The sequence below is a fragment of the Acinetobacter sp. ANC_7654 genome, assembly GCF_056779855.1.
This window is the reverse complement of record NZ_JBWYIR010000002.1, coordinates 246,786-265,305: the sequence shown is the minus strand read 5'-3', so window position 1 is coordinate 265,305 and position 18,520 is coordinate 246,786. Positions and strand designations below refer to the sequence as shown.

At 40.4% G+C, this 18,520-nt stretch carries 20 protein-coding genes and 5 tRNA genes; all 25 read right to left on the bottom strand.

From position 1 onward, the window contains the following. Positions 1-284: 284 nt before the first annotated feature. The 25 genes from rplL to AC1M86_RS03385 all read right to left on the bottom strand — a co-directional run bounded on the left by rplL (position 285) and on the right by AC1M86_RS03385 (position 18,505). Entirely contained in the window at positions 285-656 is a 372-nt protein-coding gene (gene rplL / locus AC1M86_RS03505; protein WP_035265942.1) for a 50S ribosomal protein L7/L12, read from the bottom strand. A gap of 51 nt (positions 657-707) precedes the next feature. After that, complete coding sequence (rplJ, locus tag AC1M86_RS03500) at positions 708-1,214, bottom strand: 50S ribosomal protein L10 (protein ID WP_035265941.1); 507 nt, start codon at positions 1,212-1,214, stop codon at positions 708-710. A gap of 301 nt (positions 1,215-1,515) precedes the next feature. Next, entirely contained in the window at positions 1,516-2,211 is a 696-nt protein-coding gene (gene rplA, locus AC1M86_RS03495; RefSeq protein ID WP_035265940.1) for a 50S ribosomal protein L1, read from the bottom strand. Positions 2,212-2,214: 3 nt separating this feature from the next. Next, positions 2,215-2,643, bottom strand: coding sequence for a 50S ribosomal protein L11 (gene rplK, locus AC1M86_RS03490; RefSeq protein WP_004813566.1), 429 nt, complete (start codon positions 2,641-2,643; stop codon positions 2,215-2,217). 115 nt (positions 2,644-2,758) lie between these two features. Then, the gene (gene nusG, locus AC1M86_RS03485; RefSeq protein WP_035265938.1) at positions 2,759-3,292 is read right to left on the bottom strand and encodes a transcription termination/antitermination protein NusG; all 534 of its coding nucleotides are present in this window, start codon (positions 3,290-3,292) and stop codon (positions 2,759-2,761) included. Positions 3,293-3,299: 7 nt separating this feature from the next. Continuing rightward, positions 3,300-3,740 (bottom strand): preprotein translocase subunit SecE, encoded by a 441-nt coding sequence (gene secE, locus AC1M86_RS03480; RefSeq protein ID WP_035265936.1) that lies wholly within the window; start codon positions 3,738-3,740, stop codon positions 3,300-3,302. 77 nt (positions 3,741-3,817) lie between these two features. Beyond that, positions 3,818-3,893 (bottom strand) — tRNA-Trp (locus tag AC1M86_RS03475). Between the two features lie 47 nt (positions 3,894-3,940). Continuing rightward, positions 3,941-5,131 carry an elongation factor Tu gene (gene tuf / locus AC1M86_RS03470; protein WP_481592547.1) on the bottom strand — a complete coding sequence of 397 codons (1,191 nt, stop codon included), beginning with the start codon at positions 5,129-5,131 and terminating at the stop codon, positions 3,941-3,943. A gap of 149 nt (positions 5,132-5,280) precedes the next feature. Continuing rightward, positions 5,281-5,355: transfer RNA gene (locus AC1M86_RS03465), tRNA-Thr, on the bottom strand. Between the two features lie 14 nt (positions 5,356-5,369). Next, a tRNA-Gly gene (locus AC1M86_RS03460) sits at positions 5,370-5,445 on the bottom strand. Positions 5,446-5,479: 34 nt separating this feature from the next. After that, a tRNA-Tyr gene (locus tag AC1M86_RS03455) sits at positions 5,480-5,563 on the bottom strand. 53 nt (positions 5,564-5,616) lie between these two features. Then, a tRNA-Thr gene (locus AC1M86_RS03450) sits at positions 5,617-5,692 on the bottom strand. A gap of 98 nt (positions 5,693-5,790) precedes the next feature. After that, positions 5,791-7,284, bottom strand: coding sequence for an anthranilate synthase component I (gene trpE / locus AC1M86_RS03445; RefSeq protein ID WP_035270448.1), 1,494 nt, complete (start codon positions 7,282-7,284; stop codon positions 5,791-5,793). A gap of 117 nt (positions 7,285-7,401) precedes the next feature. After that, the gene (locus tag AC1M86_RS03440) at positions 7,402-8,073 is read right to left on the bottom strand and encodes an HAD-IA family hydrolase (protein ID WP_481607240.1); all 672 of its coding nucleotides are present in this window, start codon (positions 8,071-8,073) and stop codon (positions 7,402-7,404) included. A gap of 58 nt (positions 8,074-8,131) precedes the next feature. Then, positions 8,132-8,806: an FHA domain-containing protein gene (locus AC1M86_RS03435; RefSeq protein WP_092766454.1), complete on the bottom strand. Its 675-nt coding sequence runs from the start codon at positions 8,804-8,806 to the stop codon at positions 8,132-8,134. 69 nt (positions 8,807-8,875) lie between these two features. Further along, positions 8,876-11,263, bottom strand: a complete 2,388-nt coding sequence (gspD, locus tag AC1M86_RS03430; protein WP_481607239.1) for a type II secretion system secretin GspD — start codon at positions 11,261-11,263, stop codon at positions 8,876-8,878. 42 nt (positions 11,264-11,305) lie between these two features. Then, positions 11,306-12,142, bottom strand: coding sequence for a type II secretion system protein N (locus AC1M86_RS03425; RefSeq protein WP_481607238.1), 837 nt, complete (start codon positions 12,140-12,142; stop codon positions 11,306-11,308). Continuing rightward, entirely contained in the window at positions 12,142-12,885 is a 744-nt protein-coding gene (gspN, locus tag AC1M86_RS03420; protein ID WP_092766456.1) for a type II secretion system protein N, read from the bottom strand. Before gspN ends, AC1M86_RS03425 begins: the two co-directional genes overlap by 1 nt. Positions 12,886-13,051: 166 nt before the next feature. Continuing rightward, positions 13,052-13,375 (bottom strand): H-NS histone family protein, encoded by a 324-nt coding sequence (locus tag AC1M86_RS03415; RefSeq protein ID WP_481607237.1) that lies wholly within the window; start codon positions 13,373-13,375, stop codon positions 13,052-13,054. Between the two features lie 126 nt (positions 13,376-13,501). Further along, the gene (locus AC1M86_RS03410) at positions 13,502-13,918 is read right to left on the bottom strand and encodes an acyl-CoA thioesterase (RefSeq protein WP_035267539.1); all 417 of its coding nucleotides are present in this window, start codon (positions 13,916-13,918) and stop codon (positions 13,502-13,504) included. 9 nt (positions 13,919-13,927) lie between these two features. After that, entirely contained in the window at positions 13,928-15,121 is a 1,194-nt protein-coding gene (locus AC1M86_RS03405) for a heme biosynthesis protein HemY (RefSeq protein ID WP_481607236.1), read from the bottom strand. A gap of 2 nt (positions 15,122-15,123) precedes the next feature. Continuing rightward, positions 15,124-15,963 (bottom strand): hypothetical protein, encoded by an 840-nt coding sequence (locus AC1M86_RS03400; protein WP_481607235.1) that lies wholly within the window; start codon positions 15,961-15,963, stop codon positions 15,124-15,126. After that, on the bottom strand, positions 15,960-16,742 hold the full coding sequence (locus AC1M86_RS03395; protein WP_481588836.1) for a uroporphyrinogen-III synthase: 783 nt from the start codon (positions 16,740-16,742) through the stop codon (positions 15,960-15,962). Before AC1M86_RS03395 ends, AC1M86_RS03400 begins: the two co-directional genes overlap by 4 nt. Positions 16,743-16,751: 9 nt before the next feature. Next, positions 16,752-17,672 (bottom strand): hydroxymethylbilane synthase, encoded by a 921-nt coding sequence (gene hemC, locus AC1M86_RS03390; protein WP_481607317.1) that lies wholly within the window; start codon positions 17,670-17,672, stop codon positions 16,752-16,754. 95 nt (positions 17,673-17,767) lie between these two features. After that, entirely contained in the window at positions 17,768-18,505 is a 738-nt protein-coding gene (locus AC1M86_RS03385; protein ID WP_481595778.1) for a LytR/AlgR family response regulator transcription factor, read from the bottom strand. Positions 18,506-18,520: the final 15 nt, after the last annotated feature.

Here is an 18,520-nt window from a genome sequence, read left to right as displayed (position 1 = left end):
CTAAACCCGCCTGCAGAACGGGTCTAGAAGGAATTACGCAGGTCGATATGACCACCACTTTGTTCAAATGCTGCAATGTTCAGTGGTATTAAAACGCTTAACAATATTTTTAAACATGGAAAAATATTGGTAAGCGTTTGATTTTATTCAATTATAGTTAGTATTGATGATTTTTACATCAAGTTAACAAAAATCGAGCCGATAATTGTAACGCAAAAAGGCTGATGACCCAAGAGCCATCAGCCAATTTTTGGGGTCAAATTAATATTGGCCCCATGGCGAAATTACTTAACAGTAACTTGAGCACCAGCTTCTTCAAGTTTCTTCTTAAGTTCTTCAGCTTCTTCTTTAGAAACACCTTCTTTAAGAAGAGCTGGAGCGCCTTCAACTAAATCTTTAGCTTCTTTAAGACCAAGACCAGTAGCTTCACGAACTGCTTTAATTACAGCAACTTTGTTAGCACCGAAAGAAGTCAACTCTACGTTGAATTCAGTTTGTTCTTCAGCAGCAGCAGCGCCAGCACCTGGAGCAGCAGCAACAGCTACAGCAGCAGCAGATACATTGAATTTCTCTTCAAAAGCAGAGATAAGTTCAACAAGTTCAAGAACAGTTTTTTCAGCAACTGCGTTTAAGATTTCTTCGTTAGTTAAAGCCATGAGAATAACTCCAAATGGATATTGAATGGTGTGGAAATTGATTTATTAAGCTTAAGCAGCTTCTGACTCGTTTTTCTCTTTGAGCGCAGTAATAAGGCGACCCAATTTCGAAATAGGAGCTTGAAGAACGTTTGCAAGCATAGTAAGCGCTTTTTCTTGGTTCGGAAGGTTCGCGATTACGCTAACTTCAGCACCTTGATAAACCTTGCCATCGAATGCAGCAGCTTTAAGTTCAAATGCTTTATTAGTTTTAGCGAATTCTTCAAACAAACGAGCAGCTGCACCCATGTCGTCTTCAGAAGTCGAGAAAGCTAAAATTGTTGGGCCAACAAGGTTGTCGTTCAAGATATCGAACTGAGTATCTTGAAGAGCACGTTTAGCCAAAGTATTACGCACGATACGTGTAGTAACACCTAGTTTACGAGCTTCAACACGAAGAGCAGTTAATTGCTCAACAGTTAAACCTTGGTAGTCAGCAACAACAGCAGTGAAAGCAGTAGAAGCAACAGCGTTAACTTCAGCTACGATCTGTTTTTTGTCTTCGATAAGAAGAGCCATTGTAAAACCTCCTAACGGTGATTCATGTACTCACGCGAAGTACACTCCCAGTTCGTTAACTCATCACTGAGTCAACACGCGGAGGATGAACTAAATCACACCACCGCGTCTACGCAGGCTGGAATATTAAGAGCGAAGCATAAAACTCCCCTCGCCTGAGGTCTTTGACGCTGATAAATTCTCATTTACCAATTCAAAGTTTGCCTAAGTTCGCAAGAAATCCAAAACCGGTATCTTGCGTAAGATTTGAAGCAACGCTTCAAATCTTACTCAGGGCTTTAAAATTCTGTCTAAGTTAAACTTAGTTAGAAACGTTAGTTACATCAATAGTAAGACCAGGACCCATAGTTGAGCTTAAAGTGATCTTTTTGATATAAACACCTTTAGAAGTTGCAGGTTTTGCTTTCTTAAGGTCAGCTACAAGAGCTTCAACGTTTTGACGAACAGCTTCAGCAGTGAAACCTACTTGACCGATCGCAGCATGGATGATACCCGCTTTGTCTACACGGTAACGTGCTTGACCAGCTTTTGCATTTTTAACTGCAGTCGCTACGTCAGGAGTTACAGTACCCACTTTAGGGTTTGGCATTAAGCCACGTGGACCAAGGATTGTACCCAACTTACCTACAACGCGCATTGCATCTGGAGCAGCAATCACTACGTCAAAGTCAAGGTTACCCGCTTGAATGCTTTCAGCAAGGTCATCAAAACCAACTACGTCCGCGCCTTCAGCTTTAGCAGCTTCAGCAGCAGCACCTTGAGCAAACACAGCTACACGTACAGTTTTACCAGTACCTGCAGGAAGTGTAGTCGCGCCACGAACAACTTGGTCAGATTTACGAGGATCAACACCTAGATTTACAGCTACATCCAAAGATTCTTTGAATTTAGCAGCTGGAAGGCTAGAAAGTACTGCTACAGCTTCTTCCAAAGTATAAACTTTGTTCGCTTCTACAGCAGCTGCAATAGCTTTTTGACGTTTAGTTAATTTAGCCATGTCTTAAAGCTCCACTTCCAAGCCCATAGAACGTGCAGAACCAGCAATGGTACGTACACGCGCGTCTAAGTCAGCACCAGTTAAATCTGGTTCTTTAGTAGTCGCGATCTCTTCTAATTGAGCACGAGTCAACTTACCAACTTTAGTTTTGTTAGGTACAGCTGAACCCTTTTGGATACCAGCAGCTTTCTTAAGCAGAATAGCAGCAGGCGGAGTTTTCATGATAAATGTGAACGACTTGTCGTTGTACACAGTGATCACTACAGGAATCGGAAGACCAGCTTCAAGTTTTTGTGTAGCAGCATTGAATTCTTTACAGAATGCCATGATGTTTACACCACGTTGACCTAGTGCAGGACCGATTGGTGGAGATGGATTCGCTTTACCAGCTGGAACTTGCAGCTTGATATAGCCGTCAATCTTCTTAGCCATTTCAATTACCTCTGGGTACAAACGCCGATTAAGGCTCCCCAATATTTACAAGTAACGATACCGTTACAACAACAATGCCCGATTAATAAAATCGGGCGTTTTCAACCAATTCAGATTAAATTGTTTTTTCGACTTGGCGAAATTCCAATTCAACTTGAGTTGGTCGATTGAATACATTAATCGTCAACGTTAAGCGTGACTTTTCGTACTGAACTTCTTCCACCACACCTTTAAAGTCTGTGAATGGACCATCAGTAACCAATAATTCTTCGCCTGGCTCGAACATTGTCTTAGGACGAGGTGCTTCGCCAGTATTGCGTACACGTGCAAGAATCGCGTCAGCTTCTTTTTGCGTAATTGGAGCAGGCTTTTCTGCCGTACCACCAATAAATCCGAGTACTTTTGGACATTCTTTAACAATGTGCCAAGTATCGTCATTCATTTCCATTTCAACTAACACATAGCCTGGAAAGAATTTACGCTCTGACTTACGTTTCTTACCATCCTTCATCTCTACCACTTCTTCGGTAGGAACAAGGACTTCACCAAAGCTATCGGCAACAGCGCTACGCTGGATTCGATCATTAAGCGAACGCATCACTTGTTTTTCATAACCTGAATAGGCATGAATAATGTACCAACGTTTCATAGCTCTTTTACCCGATAATAAACTTCATCAACCAACTAATAATGTAATCAAAACACCATAAACCAATAGCGGTGATTACAACAACAAGTAACACTTGCCATGATGCAGTTACTGTTTCTTGCTTTGTTGGCCAAATCACTCGACGCAGTTCAATGCGTGAGTCTTTCAACAAACGAACAAAGCCTTTGCCTTGATGGGTGGCGTATAATAAACCTAAAGCCACAACGATACAAGCCAAAATTACCCCAACACGCACCCAAATATTGTTTGCGGGAACCCAATATGCTGGAAGATGTTGATTTACCATAAGTGCACCAGCAAGTAATGCCAATGCAATAATCCATAAAATCACGTCAACTGGTGAACCAGATTTAACGACTTCAGCGGAATTGTTTCTTTGAGGAATTGGCGCGTCGCTTAATGCGTCACGCGATTTATCATTCGACATTTTTGTACTCGTCGTTGAATTCGCGACTTATTATATGACCAGTTTAGCCAGCATCAAGCTTTTTATCAAAAATAATTTGGCAGGCCAGGAGGGACTCGAACCCCCAACATTCGGTTTTGGAGACCGACGCTCTACCAATTGAACTACTGACCTATAACAAAACCGAGAATCGAAACTCTCGGTTTTCGTTTGTACTTCTATTATGCAGTTACTTTAGCAACAACACCAGCACCAACTGTACGACCACCTTCACGGATCGCAAAACGTAGACCTGGGTCCATTGCGATTGGGTGGATTAATTCTACTGACATTTCTACGTTGTCACCAGGCATAACCATTTCAACGCCTTCTTGCAATTGAATCGCGCCAGTTACGTCAGTCGTACGGAAGTAGAACTGTGGACGGTAACCGTTAAGGAATGGAGTGTGACGACCACCTTCTTCTTTAGAAAGTACGTATACTTCCGCATCGAATTTAGTGTGTGGCTTGATCGCACCTGGTTTAGAAAGTACTTGACCACGTTGTACGTCTTCACGCTTAGTACCACGTAATAAGATACCACAGTTCTCGCCCGCACGACCTTCGTCTAGAAGTTTACGGAACATTTCAACGCCAGTTACTGTCGTTTTAACTGTGTCTTTGATACCTACGATTTCAACTTCTTCGCCTACTTTCACGATACCAGCTTCTACACGGCCAGTTACTACTGTACCACGACCAGAAATAGAGAATACGTCCTCGATTGGCATTAAGAATGCTTTATCAATAGCACGCTCTGGCTCTGGGATGTAAGTGTCAAGCGCTTCAACAAGAGCAACAACTGCATCTTCACCGAACTGACCAGCTTCACCGTTAAGTGCAGCAAGAGCAGAACCACGGATAACTGGAGTGTCATCGCCTGGGAAGTCATAAGTAGAAAGAAGTTCACGAACTTCCATTTCAACTAGCTCAAGAAGCTCTTCGTCGTCTACAAGGTCACATTTGTTTAAGAATACAACGATGTATGGAACACCTACTTGGCGAGAAAGAAGGATGTGTTCACGAGTTTGTGGCATTGGACCATCAGTCGCAGCACATACAAGGATCGCGCCGTCCATTTGAGCAGCACCAGTAATCATGTTTTTAACATAATCGGCGTGGCCCGGGCAGTCTACGTGAGCGTAGTGACGAGTTGGAGAATCGTATTCTACGTGTGATGTATTAATTGTAATACCACGTGCTTTTTCTTCTGGTGCAGAGTCGATTGCAGCGTAGTCTTTAGCTTCACCACCGAATTTCTTCGCACATACAGTTGCGATAGCAGCAGTTAAAGTTGTTTTACCATGGTCAACATGACCGATTGTGCCCACGTTAACGTGTGGCTTATTACGTTCAAACTTAGCCTTAGCCATGAGATCTTCCTCGTTTACGTCGAACACAATTCTAAGATTGTTCAGTATCGACCTGTCGCCAAAAAAATGACACTTTAAATACTTGAAAAGCAGACTAATAAGCCTGCTTTCTTTAAAACTTTGTAGAAATTTCTACTAAACTGTATATCTGGAGCTCTTATCGAGATTTGAACTCGAGACCTCTCCCTTACCAAGGGAGTGCTCTACCACTGAGCTATAAGAGCATTTAATACTTCGATGGAGCGGGAGACGAGGGTCGAACTCGCGACATGCAGCTTGGAAGGCTGCCGCTCTACCAACTGAGCTACTCCCGCATATTGGTAAGACACTAGATCGAAGTTTTAAAATTGGTGGTGAGAGAAGGATTCGAACCTTCGAAGCTTACGCGGCAGAGTTACAGTCTGCTCCCTTTGACCGCTCGGGAATCTCACCATTTACACTTACTTCAGTGTTGTTCTTTACTCGACTACTTAAACTCTCTAAGATGGTGCCGGCACACGGATTCGAACTGTGGACCTACTGATTACAAGTCAGTTGCTCTACCAACTGAGCTATGCCGGCGTTTCTTAGTGTTTCGTACGTTTCGTATCGGAACGGTGTGCAGTTTAGCAAAACTTGAAATCCGTGCAAGTGTTTTTTTCAAAAAAAACCCTAAAAACTCACAAAATCAATCCGTTTGATGATAATTCAACCGCTTTGATCACTGCGCGAGCTTTTATTTGGGTTTCATTCCACTCAGAATCAGGATTTGAGTCTGCAACAAGACCCGCACCAGCCTGTACATAAACCTTATTTTCGCGAATAACACAGGTTCTAATTGCGATAGACATGTCCATTTCACCATGCCAGCCTAAATAACCAACAGCACCGCCAAAAATTCCACGTTTTACTGGCTCAACTTCGTCAATAATTTCCATAGCACGAATTTTTGGTGCCCCAGAAAGTGTTCCTGCAGGGAATGTTGCTTTAAAAACATCCAAAGCATCTACGCCTTCCGCAACTTCCCCTTGCACATTAGAAACAATATGCATGACATGTGAATAACGTTCGATCACCATTTGATCAGTGACTTGCACTTTACCAATTTTTGATACACGCCCAATGTCATTGCGACCCAAATCAATCAACATTAAGTGCTCTGCGATTTCTTTCTCATCGGAAAGTAAATCTTTTTCCAGCGCTAAATCTTCTTCTTTGGTTTTACCTCGTGGTCGTGTGCCCGCTAATGGGCGCACAGTCGCCACTCCATTTTCTAAACGCGATAAAATTTCAGGTGATGAGCCCACAATATAAAATGGCTTTTCATCACTAAGCGTCTTTCCTTGTACTAAAAACAGATATGGTGAAGGATTAAGATGACGTAATGCACGATATACTTGTAAAGGATCACCATCAAAGTCCGATACCATGCGATGACCAGGAACCACCTGCATCACATCACCCGCACGAATGTACTCTTTAACAGTTTCAATCGATTCTAAGAATTTTTCTTTACCTGTTAATGATTCAAAATGAGGGGCCGTGTGAGGCTTTGCCTGCAAGCTCACCGGTGTGGCAAGTAATGATTCAATTTCATCCAGCTGGCTTTGTGCTTTATCAAAAGCATCCGCATCCTGTGTATCCGCATGTACGATAATAAATAGCGTGTCTTTTAAATTATCAAAAACTACAACTGTTTTAGACAACATGAGCCATAAATCTGGCAATCCAACAGGATCAGCATCAGGAACGTTATTTAAGCGCGGTTCAATATAGCGTACCGCGTCATAACCCAAATAGCCCACCAAGCCCCCTGTAAAGTTGGGCAAATCTGGGAGTTCTGCTTTTGATGGCACTTTGAACTGCGATTGAAAATCACGGATATACTGGAAAGGATCTTGACACTCAAACGATTCGACTTGGCCATCAGCTTTCTGAATTGTTAACTGTCCTTCATTGCAAGAGAATACCGTTGACTCGCCCAGACCAATAATCGAGTAACGCGCCCAGTTTTCACCACCTTCTACAGACTCAAATAAATAGGCTTGTTGATGTTGTTTTAAACGTGCAAATACTGACAATGGAGTGTCAGTATCAGCTAAGCGTTGGCGATAAACTGGAATTAGGTTAAAACCTTGCGATTGAAGCTGTTGAAATTGAGTTGATGTTGTCATGAGGAATTCTCTGTAGTTTTCGATGCATATTGAATGTTCTATAAAGTCTGCGCTGAGAGACGCCATCGAAAAACATTAAAACTATTCATTCCTCTACCCTTCTTTATTTATTACAACTTACTTAGAAATCAACACAGTTAAATCATCAACTACTTGTTGCGGCTTACATAGCTGAATATCTTCGCCATGATTATAACCATAGCTTACGACAATACAATCAATACCCGCACGGCGCGCTGCCTCTACATCATTCGATGAGTCACCAATCATCAAGGTATTGTCCAGATCAGTTCCAAAGGCCTCAACACAATGCAACAAAGGTTTAGGATCTGGTTTTCTCACCTCAAAACGATCTCCACCCACCGTATCCACAAAATAGTGATCCATCTTTAATTCAGCTAATATTTTTCTAGCGGGTAATTCCGGCTTATTCGTAACACACACCAATTTTTTTTGATGAGCTCGACCCCACTCTAAAAATTCGATAATGCCGTGAAATGGACGCGTATCCACGCACGGTTCGGCATTATAAATTTCTAAAAAAGTATCCAATAATTGTTGATGCTCAGAAGGCTCTACACGCCCAGTCAGATGCATTAAAACACTCTGACAGAACAATGAAGTCCCTTTGCCAATCCAATTTCGAACTTGAGATTCTGTGACCAAAGGCAGTTCTAATACATTCAAACTCATATTCATGGCACGATATAGATCAAATGCCGAATCAACCAAAGTTCCATCCAGATCAAAAAGAATTAAGTCACGCTGTTCCAAATTCGCAATATTCATTATTTTAAACCTAACAAAAAAGGCATGCGAAAGCATGCCTTAAAAAATCACATGCAACTTAGTTGAAAATAAACCAGGCAACTAGTGCCACAATCACTAACACCAATAATGCCATTAAGCCAATATTGGCATTTTTTTGAGTTTCCAACTCTTTTTCCGTACAAGCTGCAGGAATATTTACCTCACACGCTTCATGCTTATTGACAGTTGTATTAACATCAACTCCTTCAGGAATTGGGGCTGGTTTAGGAATTCCTACATTTTGAGGCATACCATCTCGAGTAAGCTGAACTGAGCTATCTCGCTCTTTCAGATCAGGCATACCCTGCTCAAGCATTTCAGCTGCTGCTGTCTTCTCTACTGCAACCTTTGAAGAAATTTCAGCTGTTGCGATTGCTTCGCTAGGCTGCTGAACATCTTGTAATGTTTGTGCAGATTGCGCAGGTGCTAAAACTGAAAATTTATGGCTAGCAAATTGCAGAATATCGCCATCTTTAACAATAGTTTCGCCTTCAGCAACTTTTGTATCGTTAATAAACGTGCCATTTGACGAACCTAAGTCTTGAACAGTGAGCACCTGCTCTTTTAGAAACAAAGCAGCATGACGACGTGATACATCTGCAGACTGAATCAAAATATCTGCATCTTGATGACGACCCACCAACATGTCTCGATCGATATCAACTTCTTTACCCGCAAATTCGCCAGTAATTGTTTGTAATTTCCAAGTCATAGTTTCGATCCATTATTCAAGTTTTGACATTTTAACATGGCTGTTTTCGAGATTCACATTGAACGCATGTTATCGAGATGGTCTCAATGTCGTGGTTGTGACCGTATTTTGTGTTCTTTGCACATCTTGTTTTGGCTCAATCGCGACAGGGGTTTCCACCACGACTTGGGCATTGTTTGTATTTGTTGTGGCAACTTGATTGTAAATCACAGGCTTTGGCAGCACTCGCGTTGATTTCACCACAGGATCCTGAGTCACGATGACATTTGGACGTTCAATCACACGCCCTACTGGCTTAGACTGTGCTGTCGGAGCAGTATAACGCTGTACCTGTGGCTCTACTGCTTGAGGCGTTGATGGCACTACGATAGGCTTAACGGGTTGGGGAGTACTTGATACAGGCAACCGCTGTTGGAAGATATCATCAACATTATCCGGTAGCTTCTTAAATGTTCCATCACCATCTAGCGCTAACTGCAAACTGTATAAACGGTCATAGCGTTGCTGTGACAATCTACGAATATCAGCCGTATCTCCTACGATTGTTGGATGAATAAAAACGAGTAGGTTTCGTTTCACATTATTCTTTGAATCTGCTCTAAACAGTCTACCCAAACCAGGAATCGAGCTTAAACCTGGGACGCCTTGACGCGTTAACTTAGTATCATCTGAAATCAGACCACCCAGTACAATTGTTTGACCATTTTCAGCCAAAATCGAGGTTTTTATGGCACGCTTAGTGGTCACCAAGTCTTTCGCCTCACCACTATCTGGCTTCACTGAGGATACTTCTTGTTCTACAGCAAGACGAACTGTTCCACCTTCACCAATTTGCGGAATGACCTTTAATGTAACACCAACATCTTTACGCTCAATTGAAGTATAAGGGTTTGCTGTTCCACCTGTTGTTGTCACAGATCCTGTCTGGAATGGGACATTCTCACCCACAACGATATAAGCTTCCTCGTTATCCATGGTGACAATCGATGGTGTAGACAATAAGTTCGACTTAGTATTGGTCTTTAATGCCTGAATCAGTGCGCCATACAGTTTACGCGATCCATTCGCACCTTCTTTATATTCACCTAAGGCCAATGAAGCACCAGCTCCAATCAAACCAGCACCCGTAGCTACATTACCAAGGAATCCAGAAGCCAATTGACTCAGCCCTACACCCGCTTTATCAAAATTGATTACACCAATACCGCTACTGATGTCACCTAGTGCCCACTGAACACCCAATTGATCTACGTCATTTCCTTCAACTTCAACAATAGCAGCCTCAATGAGAATTTGTTGACGACGCACGTCAAGTTGATGAATAGCAGATTCAATTTCACGCATGAGTTGAGGATCTGCTTTTACCACTAATGCATTTTGTGCACCATCAGCAATAATACTCACGCCATTACTATTAAAACTTGTAATGTCTTGTTGATTTTGATTTGAACCACTATTCAAATTAATCGCTGGGGTATTCACACTCCCATTTGAAGACGTATTACTCGAGGTATTATTAATTAATGAGTTACTAGCACTTGAATTGGAGCTTGAACTATTTGAATTACTGGTACTATTCACCGCCTGACCAGATACTAAACCTTGTAAAATTTCAGCCAAATTTTTTGCGCTTGCATACTTAAGCTTAAATACTTTTAGACCGCCTAAGCGATCAGCTGAAGGAACATCAAGCATTTCGATCATTTGACGAATGCGTTTACGAGTACTTGGATCACCCTTGATCAAAATCCTATTAGTACGTGCATCTGCGATAATACGTACTCGAGAACCTGAAATGTCTTTGGCACCACCCGTAGAAGACATTGAATCCAACAAAACTATCAGCTCTTCAGCTTGGCTAGACTGCAAGCTAATGGCCTCAATATCGTTTTGTCCCGTTCCATCTAAATTACGAATAATCGTTTCAAGCTGTGCAATATTATTCGCACGATCTGAGACTATAAGCGCATTTGTACCTTGTACCGCCGCCAAATGCGCAAATTGCGGCATGAGTGGTCTTAACGCGGGTATTAGATCATTGGGGTTAGTATTTTCCAGCCAAATGACACGAGTGACCACTTGATCACCTCGTGCGTTCCGAGAGGCATCAAAAGGCACACCTGAATTTTTTACATTATTGTCAGGGACTAAGCGGATAGTGTTACCCGCAGGTACAGCAACAACGCCATTAACGTTTAACACACCCAAGAACAAATCATAGACTTCAGCTTTGTTTAAAGCCTTATTTGAAATGACCGTCACATTACCCCGAACCCGCGGATCAACTGCGAAGTTTTTTCCCGTGATATCTGCCACTTCATTAATAAATGCAGTTAAATCTGCATCACGCAGGTTAATTTTCCAAGTTTGCGCTTGCGCAGCGGTACTTGCGACAGCCAATACTGGTGCTACTGCGACCATCGCCCAAAGTGACCGATTTCGATTTAAAAAATCCATAACTTGTTATATTTCCTAATACTTTATGCAAATTTACACATTTTAAAATTCTTGTTGGAAGGTCATCACTTGATCACCTCGTTTTACTTCAATGCGAACTTTACCTTCTCGTTTAGCCTGTTCTAGCAGTTGTGCATCGCTTTGTCCTTGACCGACTGACTGCCCATTCAAGGATAAAACGCGATCACCAGGTCTTAATCCCAGTTTGCTTCTCAAAAATGCAGGCGTTCGATCCGTGACTTCATAACCTTGACCACCATCGGTGTTGACACCCATATTACTTAAGTATTGTTCACGATTTTCTTGAATTTGATTGATTGCCTGACCAATGGCATTTTGAGTAGTCGTTTGACCTGAATTCGAAGCTGCGTTAGCAGAATTTTGCTGTGCATCAGGTACCAGCGGCTGATTAAGATTTTCTATTCCGGTAAATCTCAACTCAGTCGTCGCACCACTCGGCTGTTTCAATACCACATGATCCCAATATACTTCTGAAAGCTGATAAGAACTTCCTTCCAAAGTTTGTCCAATGGTATAACGATCAGCAACCTCTCGAACTTTAATCACCGCTGAAGATTGACTACTCGGCGTCGAAACCACAACCCCTTGCAACGTAAGCGCTAAATTAGCATCAGCACCACTCACTTGCTCACCTGTTTCTTGAAACAATGAGAAACTCGATATATTCGGAACAGGAGGTTGCTGCGAACCTAATGCGACTTGGTCAACTTGCATGACTTGCGGTGGTGCAACCACCAACCAAAATAATGAAGCGAGCTTCCACATTAAGATTAAAATCAGAATAAATAAAGTAAGCGGAGCAATTCGATCTAAATCTTTAAATGAAATTTGTGAAAACTTATCTTGGAATCCCTTCATTAGAAGCCTCCACTCAACAGTGGCTGTCTCGTACTGACAACAAAGGTATCCAAACCAGCTTTACCATCATATGAAGGCACATTCATTAATAATCTTTGGGTCACCTGTGCATCCAACATTAATGCAGGATCTAAACTAAGGTTGGCCATTTTTTGCCCGCGCTGATCTTGTACATCAATGAGCAGTTTTCCAGCTTCGTCTGAAAATTGCCCTTTTAAAGATGGCATATTCATTCGTTCTTGTTTCTGGGCAAAGGTATAAGTTAGCGTACCACCACCCCATTGCATCTCTCCGGCGGTTTTTGCAAAACCATCGTTTTGTTTGAATTGAAATGCTACATCCTTCAACTGAATACTATTCTGAGGCCATTGCCAATCCACAAATGTTTTGAGTGTTTCAGGGGCAATATTTCCATTCATATTTTTGATAATTATTTTTTTTCCAAGCCCATAACCCACCACACCGTTGAGTTGCGTCTGACCACTATGTATTTCTAAGTTGGCACCAGCTCTTAATAAAATCAGATCGAGAGGACGTGTTTGCCAGATGACAGAACCTGCAAGATTTCCTTTTTGCCAATCTGCTTGACCTTGCCAGATATTGCCACTGACATTTTTTAAAATTTGATTATTTTTATAAAATTTAGCAATGAGCCACGATGCTGGAACTTGTAAAAAAACAAATAATAAAAAAGCGAAGATAGCGACGCTTAACCACACCATTTTTTTTGATTTTTTTATCATTCCATGTATACCAACATCTAAGTCTAATTAACCGCAAAATGTTTGAAAATTTTCTATCTTGGTATTATGCATAAATTTTACACTTCTCCAATTCACTTATAAAAAAACCAAGCAGATTTGCTTGGTTTTTTTAATATTAGTGTCATTACATGACAAATCAGTGAAATTAGATAAGGAAATCTTCTAATTTGGCACCTTTTTCAAGCTCTGCAACCAACCAACGTGGCTTCTTTCCACGCCCTGTCCAAGTCTCCGCAGTATTATTTTTATTACGATAACGAGGCTCTACAGATTTACGCGTGCTTTTCTTACGCTTTTGTGCACCATATTCAATGAATTGCTCTAAAGACATACCCACTGATTCAGCAATTTGAGTAATCTGATGATAAGCATCTTCAATTTCCTGATCTTTCTTAGACTCGATCAAAGCTTGGGCTTCAGCAGTTAACTTTCTTAACTCTTCAACAGTTAAATTACTAATATCAGGCATAACATTTACTCCAAAAAATTCAATATCATTATTAGATTTATAAAGCGCCATCTTATTGTTATAAATTATTTTAATCAATCCATCATGTTATTTAATATACATAAATAAAACAAATAATTTAACACATTAATTAACCGAGTCTATTTCTATTATTTTTTCTCTAATATGCTCTGGAATCAAAACCTTTTGCATTGTATTTTTATCCACACAAACTATAACGGCCTCAGCAATTGCCACAATTTCATTCTGTTGCTCACTCCAAACTGTATATTCCATCCTGAAGGCAGAGTTACGCAATTCAACCACTTTAGTTCCAATGCGTAAATAATCAGGATAAAACACTGGTTTAAGATATTTACAACTATTTGAAGCCACAACAGTATTAATATCTAACGCTAAGATTTCTAATTGATTCAAATACTCTATTCGAGCAGTTTCAATATAGCGATAATAAATCACATTATTGACATGTCCAAAAGCATCCATATCACCCCAAGCGACTTTTTGATGGGTAATGACTTTGTACTCATTCATTTGTTTCATTCATCATTCTCATAACTTAAATTGAATAAATTTATTATGGGTCTCAAAGACACTGTTCAATTGCTGAGTTAATACAGCATCGCCTTTTAATACAGATTTAATTCTTAAATAGTTCATTAAAGGGTGATCAGGATATAATTGCAATAATGCCTCAGCATCCTGTTCACGATGAGTCGCAGTATAAATATGCCATTTAGAAAAACTCAAAATCGGTAATCCAGGATATTTCATTTCAAAATGATCAATCTGGTTTTCAAGCATTTCATAATCAGGATTTTGTTTTAACAATTGTTGTTGAAACCATAAATAAAAAATATCCTGATCGAACCGTTCTTCTAATAAAGACAAAGAAAGTTGAGTTTCATCAAAAGCCATCTCAGGAATGCGAGAAATAAGTTTTAACCATAACGATTTAATACCATATGAAGACGACACAATTTGATCACTCATTTGAGCATACCGAATTTGAATAAGCTCTAAATCTGTATTTGAAGCGTTGTCAAAATCATTGAGTAGCTTTAAAAGCCATTTCTTTTTATGTTCCAAATCTAAATGGCCATATTGCGTGGATTTTAAATAATGCCATGGATATTGAATCGCAAATCTGCCCCATAGATGATTCAACTTATGCTGATAAGCATCTTCAAGATCTTTTAACCATGGTGACAGCATATGACCATGTAAAAACTCCAAATGGGTTAAAGCCTGATCTGGAAGCCCTTGAGCTAAATAAATTTCAATACGCTGGAGTTCAGCCAATTCAAAAGCATCTGCAGGACTTTGTTGTAAAACACTCAACGCATCATCAATACGATCTTGCTTCAACCAAATACGAGATTGAATAACTTCTTTGAGTAATCCTGAGTTCTCAAACACAGGTTGTAAATATTCTCGCTGTTTTGTGTTGGCCTCCAAAACCCACAAAACACCTAATTTTTCATACGTATGTAACCTTGAAAAGTCTGTCACTTGTTGAATTTTACGCTGCTCTCTTGATCTCATCTTTCCAACCCAAAACCATAAAAGATGAAGAGATAAAGCAACGAATAGAAGAAAAAATGAAACAAACCAGAGGTTCGTTTGAATCTGAATACCGTGCCAAAGCATGTAAATATAACCTGGCCCTTCTTGATAACTCAGCACACTTAACACGGCTAATATCATTAAACCAACTAATGCATAAACTATAAAAATATGTTTCATGATTAGCCCTCTAAAATTGCTTTACTGTTCAATTTAGGGACAGGTAAAAGTTGTGCTTGTTTGAGATGTTTCGCTTTATTTTTTATTTTGATTGCCGCAGCATCAGGCAGTTGATCCAGTTCATCGATAATTGAGGTCAGTGCATTTTGATAATCAATGTATTGTCCTTGTTGTAGTGCTCTTTGAGCAAATAACACTCTCAATTGAACTTCTTTTAAAACTAATCTTCGATTAAGTAATACCGGCATCTGTTCATCAACGCGTTCAACTTTGAATACACGCTCAAACCATGAGGATTGCGAAGAGTTATCACTCGTGAGTCGCTGTACTTGTTGTTCATTTTTCAAATTTGCATCAATATTTTCAAGCAAGTCACCTAACTGAGCAATTTGAATATTTTTTGCCACAACATACTGTTGAATCATTTTTTGATCATGCTCAACAGCTCGATGCATTGAAACCTGCAATGTATCTGCCAAAGCCAAGCGCTCAACCAGTTGATCCAGTTGATTGAGTTGCTCAAGTGCATATACAAACTCATGTTGATCTAAGGCAAATTGAATTAGCTCTAATTTTTGACTTAAGAGTTTGATTGGATTGATTTCAGATTGAATTTCTTGTTGATTATTGTTTTGCTGAGGTGGATTGGATTGAGACGAAACCTGCTGATTTGAGCGCTGAATTGCTACCAACTGATCATTCAAACTTGCCACTAATTGCTCTGATTTATGTTGAGTTTGTTGTAGCAACTCAACTTTTTCTTGTAATGAAAAATGATCATAGCTGAGTTTAATCAACCAAATGATTAAGCCTAAAATGAATAGATATAAAATTTTCTTCATGAGTGCCTATGTTCACTTTCAAGCTGCGACAAAATCGTATCTGGCATTAAGTCCGCAATTTGAGTGATTTGAAATTTAGTATTTGAGGTCTGTTGATACATACACACGATCTGATATAACCGATCCGCTAAAACCAAGTAATGACCGTGTTGCATAAATACAGGATAATTTTTGCATAAACTCAGCCAATTTTTCCAACTGGCTTCACTACTAATCAATACAGCATAAGGTTGTGGATTTGCATTGAATGCTTCAAGTAGATGTTTAAATTTATCTTGAGCATCACTTGGGCAGTAGCGGGAGTATAAAACAAAATTAAGTACTTCAATTTTAGCAGTACGACACTGCTGCATCATGAACTGACGGCCACCTTCTCCCCGCCAAAACGCAATACGTTTGAGATCAGCATTTTGTGTTAAAACCGGAAGACTTAACATTCCTTCAGATGTTTCAACATCTGGAACTAAACTTTTAACACCATATCGACTTAGAGCTTCAGCTGTTTTCCGGCCAACTGCAATCCATTTGATATGATTTAAATCGGTCAATCTAAGTCCCGATTTTTCGAGAAACTGCATGCCAACTTCAACGGCTGTTGGACTGACGACCACAATCACTTGTGCTGAAATTAATTGCTGAAAGAGCTGATCAAGTTCATCACTCCAATGAACAGCAGCCAACTCTAGTACAGATAACTCGATAGGCTCATATCCTGCACGTACCAGTGCCTCATTGAGAGGCTTAGCACGATCTGCAGGTCGAGTATTGATAAACTTCATTTCATTTTTTTATTTATACAGTGCTTTTAATAAATCAGCAGCACCTTGGTCAATCAAAGCTTTTGCTAGTGAAACACCCAACGTTTCAGCTTGTTCAACTGGACCTTCTACTTTAGCAACCAATAATGTTTGACCATCCACACTGCCTACGCGCCCCTCTAATTGAATCTGTTGATCATTTAAAGTCGCATATCCCGCAATCGGTACCTGACACCCGCCTTCCAAATAAGCATTAAATGCCCGTTCTGCACGAACACACACATCAGTTTCTGCATGTAATAAAGGTCGAATCAACTCTAATACGCGTGCATCGTCACCTCGACACTCAAGACCTAATGCACCTTGGCCAACTGCGGGTAAACTCGTCTGTGCATCCAGCGTGTGTCGAATACGCTCTGCTAAACCTAAACGTTTTAAGCCTGCACTTGCCAGAATGATGGCATCGTAAAGCCCATCATCAAGCTTAGATAGTCGTGTGCCTACATTTCCACGTAAATCTATAATCTCAAGATCTGGACGGGCTTTTAAAATTTGACATTTACGGCGCAAACTTGAGGTTCCCACTTTGGCACCAAGGGGCAAATCTTCAAACTTGCTATAAGTATTCGAAACAAAAGCATCTAAAGGATCTTCTCGCTCACAAATCACGGCAAGACTTAATCCTTCTGGGAGCGCCATCGGCACATCTTTCATTGAATGGACAGCAAGATCTGCACGACCATCAAGTAATGCAGCCTCAAGCTCTTTAACAAATAAACCTTTTCCACCAATCTTGGCTAAAGGGGTGTCTAAAATTTTATCGCCTTGGGTCACAAACGTAACCAACTCAACTTTTAGACCAGCATGTAGGGTCTCAAGTCGCTCACGAATATGCTCCGCCTGCCATAAAGCCAATGGACTTTGACGAGTTGCAATTTTTAAGGTTTTGATCATTTTAATGCTGCCAAACTTTAGACATCCTAAACTTACCCTGCTGTCCCAAAATTGCAAGTAAATTGTTCGGCAATGTCTATAATTTTAGGCAACTAAATATTTTGCATTCTTTCTCTAAGCAAAGGTAAGTGACGGCGACTGACCGCCAATTTCTCTTCAAGTTCACGACAACGAACTTGATACTGGCCTGAAGCAACCAACTCCAATCCATCCAAATAATCCAATGCAATCAGCGCATTTCGATGAATTCGTATAAATTTATTTGAAAACTCACGCTCTAGATCTTTTAAAGTCTCATCAATCAACACACTGCCGTTTTTGTGTCGTACTGTTACGTATTTCTGATCAGCCAGAAAATAGTAAATATTTTCTATAGGAATGAGTTCAAGACCACGATAGGTTTTCGCAGCGATTTGCTGACGCTGATGTTTTTCTTCCATATTTTCTTTTTGTTCTATATTTGACATTTGAGCTTGAGTAAGTTTAGTTAAATTATTCAGTGTATTTTCTAATTCTGATTTGATAATCGGTTTTAATAAATAGCCTTTCGCTTGTGCCTGAATCGCAGTCAAAGCATGCTCATCATAGGCCGTGCAAAAAACAATGGCGGGCATAGGGTTTAGCTGTGAAAGATGCTGAGCACATGTCAAACCATCCATTTCAGGCATTTGGATGTCAAGTAAAATTACATCAGGCTCATATTGTTGCACTAAGGTCAAAGCTTCTTTTCCATGGTGCGCAGTTGCAACAACTTGATGCCCCAATTGAGTGACCAAGCGAGATAAGCGCTCAACCGCGAGTGGCTCATCATCACAAATTAGGATGTCCATTGTTCCTCCTTGCTC

Coding starts and splice junctions, on each gene's coding strand:
- AC1M86_RS03440 (WP_481607240.1), bottom strand. CDS start 8,073: ATGAATATTGCGAATTTGGAACAGCGTGACTTAATTCTTTTTGATCTG.
- tuf (WP_481592547.1), bottom strand. CDS start 5,131: ATGGCTAAGGCTAAGTTTGAACGTAATAAGCCACACGTTAACGTGGGC.
- nusG (WP_035265938.1), bottom strand. CDS start 3,292: ATGAAACGTTGGTACATTATTCATGCCTATTCAGGTTATGAAAAACAA.
- AC1M86_RS03395 (WP_481588836.1), bottom strand. CDS start 16,742: ATGAAGTTTATCAATACTCGACCTGCAGATCGTGCTAAGCCTCTCAAT.
- rplK (WP_004813566.1), bottom strand. CDS start 2,643: ATGGCTAAGAAGATTGACGGCTATATCAAGCTGCAAGTTCCAGCTGGT.
- AC1M86_RS03425 (WP_481607238.1), bottom strand. CDS start 12,142: ATGAAGGGATTCCAAGATAAGTTTTCACAAATTTCATTTAAAGATTTA.
- rplA (WP_035265940.1), bottom strand. CDS start 2,211: ATGGCTAAATTAACTAAACGTCAAAAAGCTATTGCAGCTGCTGTAGAA.
- secE (WP_035265936.1), bottom strand. CDS start 3,740: ATGTCGAATGATAAATCGCGTGACGCATTAAGCGACGCGCCAATTCCT.
- AC1M86_RS03435 (WP_092766454.1), bottom strand. CDS start 8,806: ATGACTTGGAAATTACAAACAATTACTGGCGAATTTGCGGGTAAAGAA.
- AC1M86_RS03410 (WP_035267539.1), bottom strand. CDS start 13,918: ATGAAACAAATGAATGAGTACAAAGTCATTACCCATCAAAAAGTCGCT.
- trpE (WP_035270448.1), bottom strand. CDS start 7,284: ATGACAACATCAACTCAATTTCAACAGCTTCAATCGCAAGGTTTTAAC.
- AC1M86_RS03385 (WP_481595778.1), bottom strand. CDS start 18,505: ATGGACATCCTAATTTGTGATGATGAGCCACTCGCGGTTGAGCGCTTA.
- gspN (WP_092766456.1), bottom strand. CDS start 12,885: ATGATAAAAAAATCAAAAAAAATGGTGTGGTTAAGCGTCGCTATCTTC.
- AC1M86_RS03405 (WP_481607236.1), bottom strand. CDS start 15,121: ATGAAACATATTTTTATAGTTTATGCATTAGTTGGTTTAATGATATTA.
- rplL (WP_035265942.1), bottom strand. CDS start 656: ATGGCTTTAACTAACGAAGAAATCTTAAACGCAGTTGCTGAAAAAACT.
- rplJ (WP_035265941.1), bottom strand. CDS start 1,214: ATGGCTCTTCTTATCGAAGACAAAAAACAGATCGTAGCTGAAGTTAAC.
- AC1M86_RS03400 (WP_481607235.1), bottom strand. CDS start 15,963: ATGAAGAAAATTTTATATCTATTCATTTTAGGCTTAATCATTTGGTTG.
- AC1M86_RS03415 (WP_481607237.1), bottom strand. CDS start 13,375: ATGCCTGATATTAGTAATTTAACTGTTGAAGAGTTAAGAAAGTTAACT.
- gspD (WP_481607239.1), bottom strand. CDS start 11,263: ATGGATTTTTTAAATCGAAATCGGTCACTTTGGGCGATGGTCGCAGTA.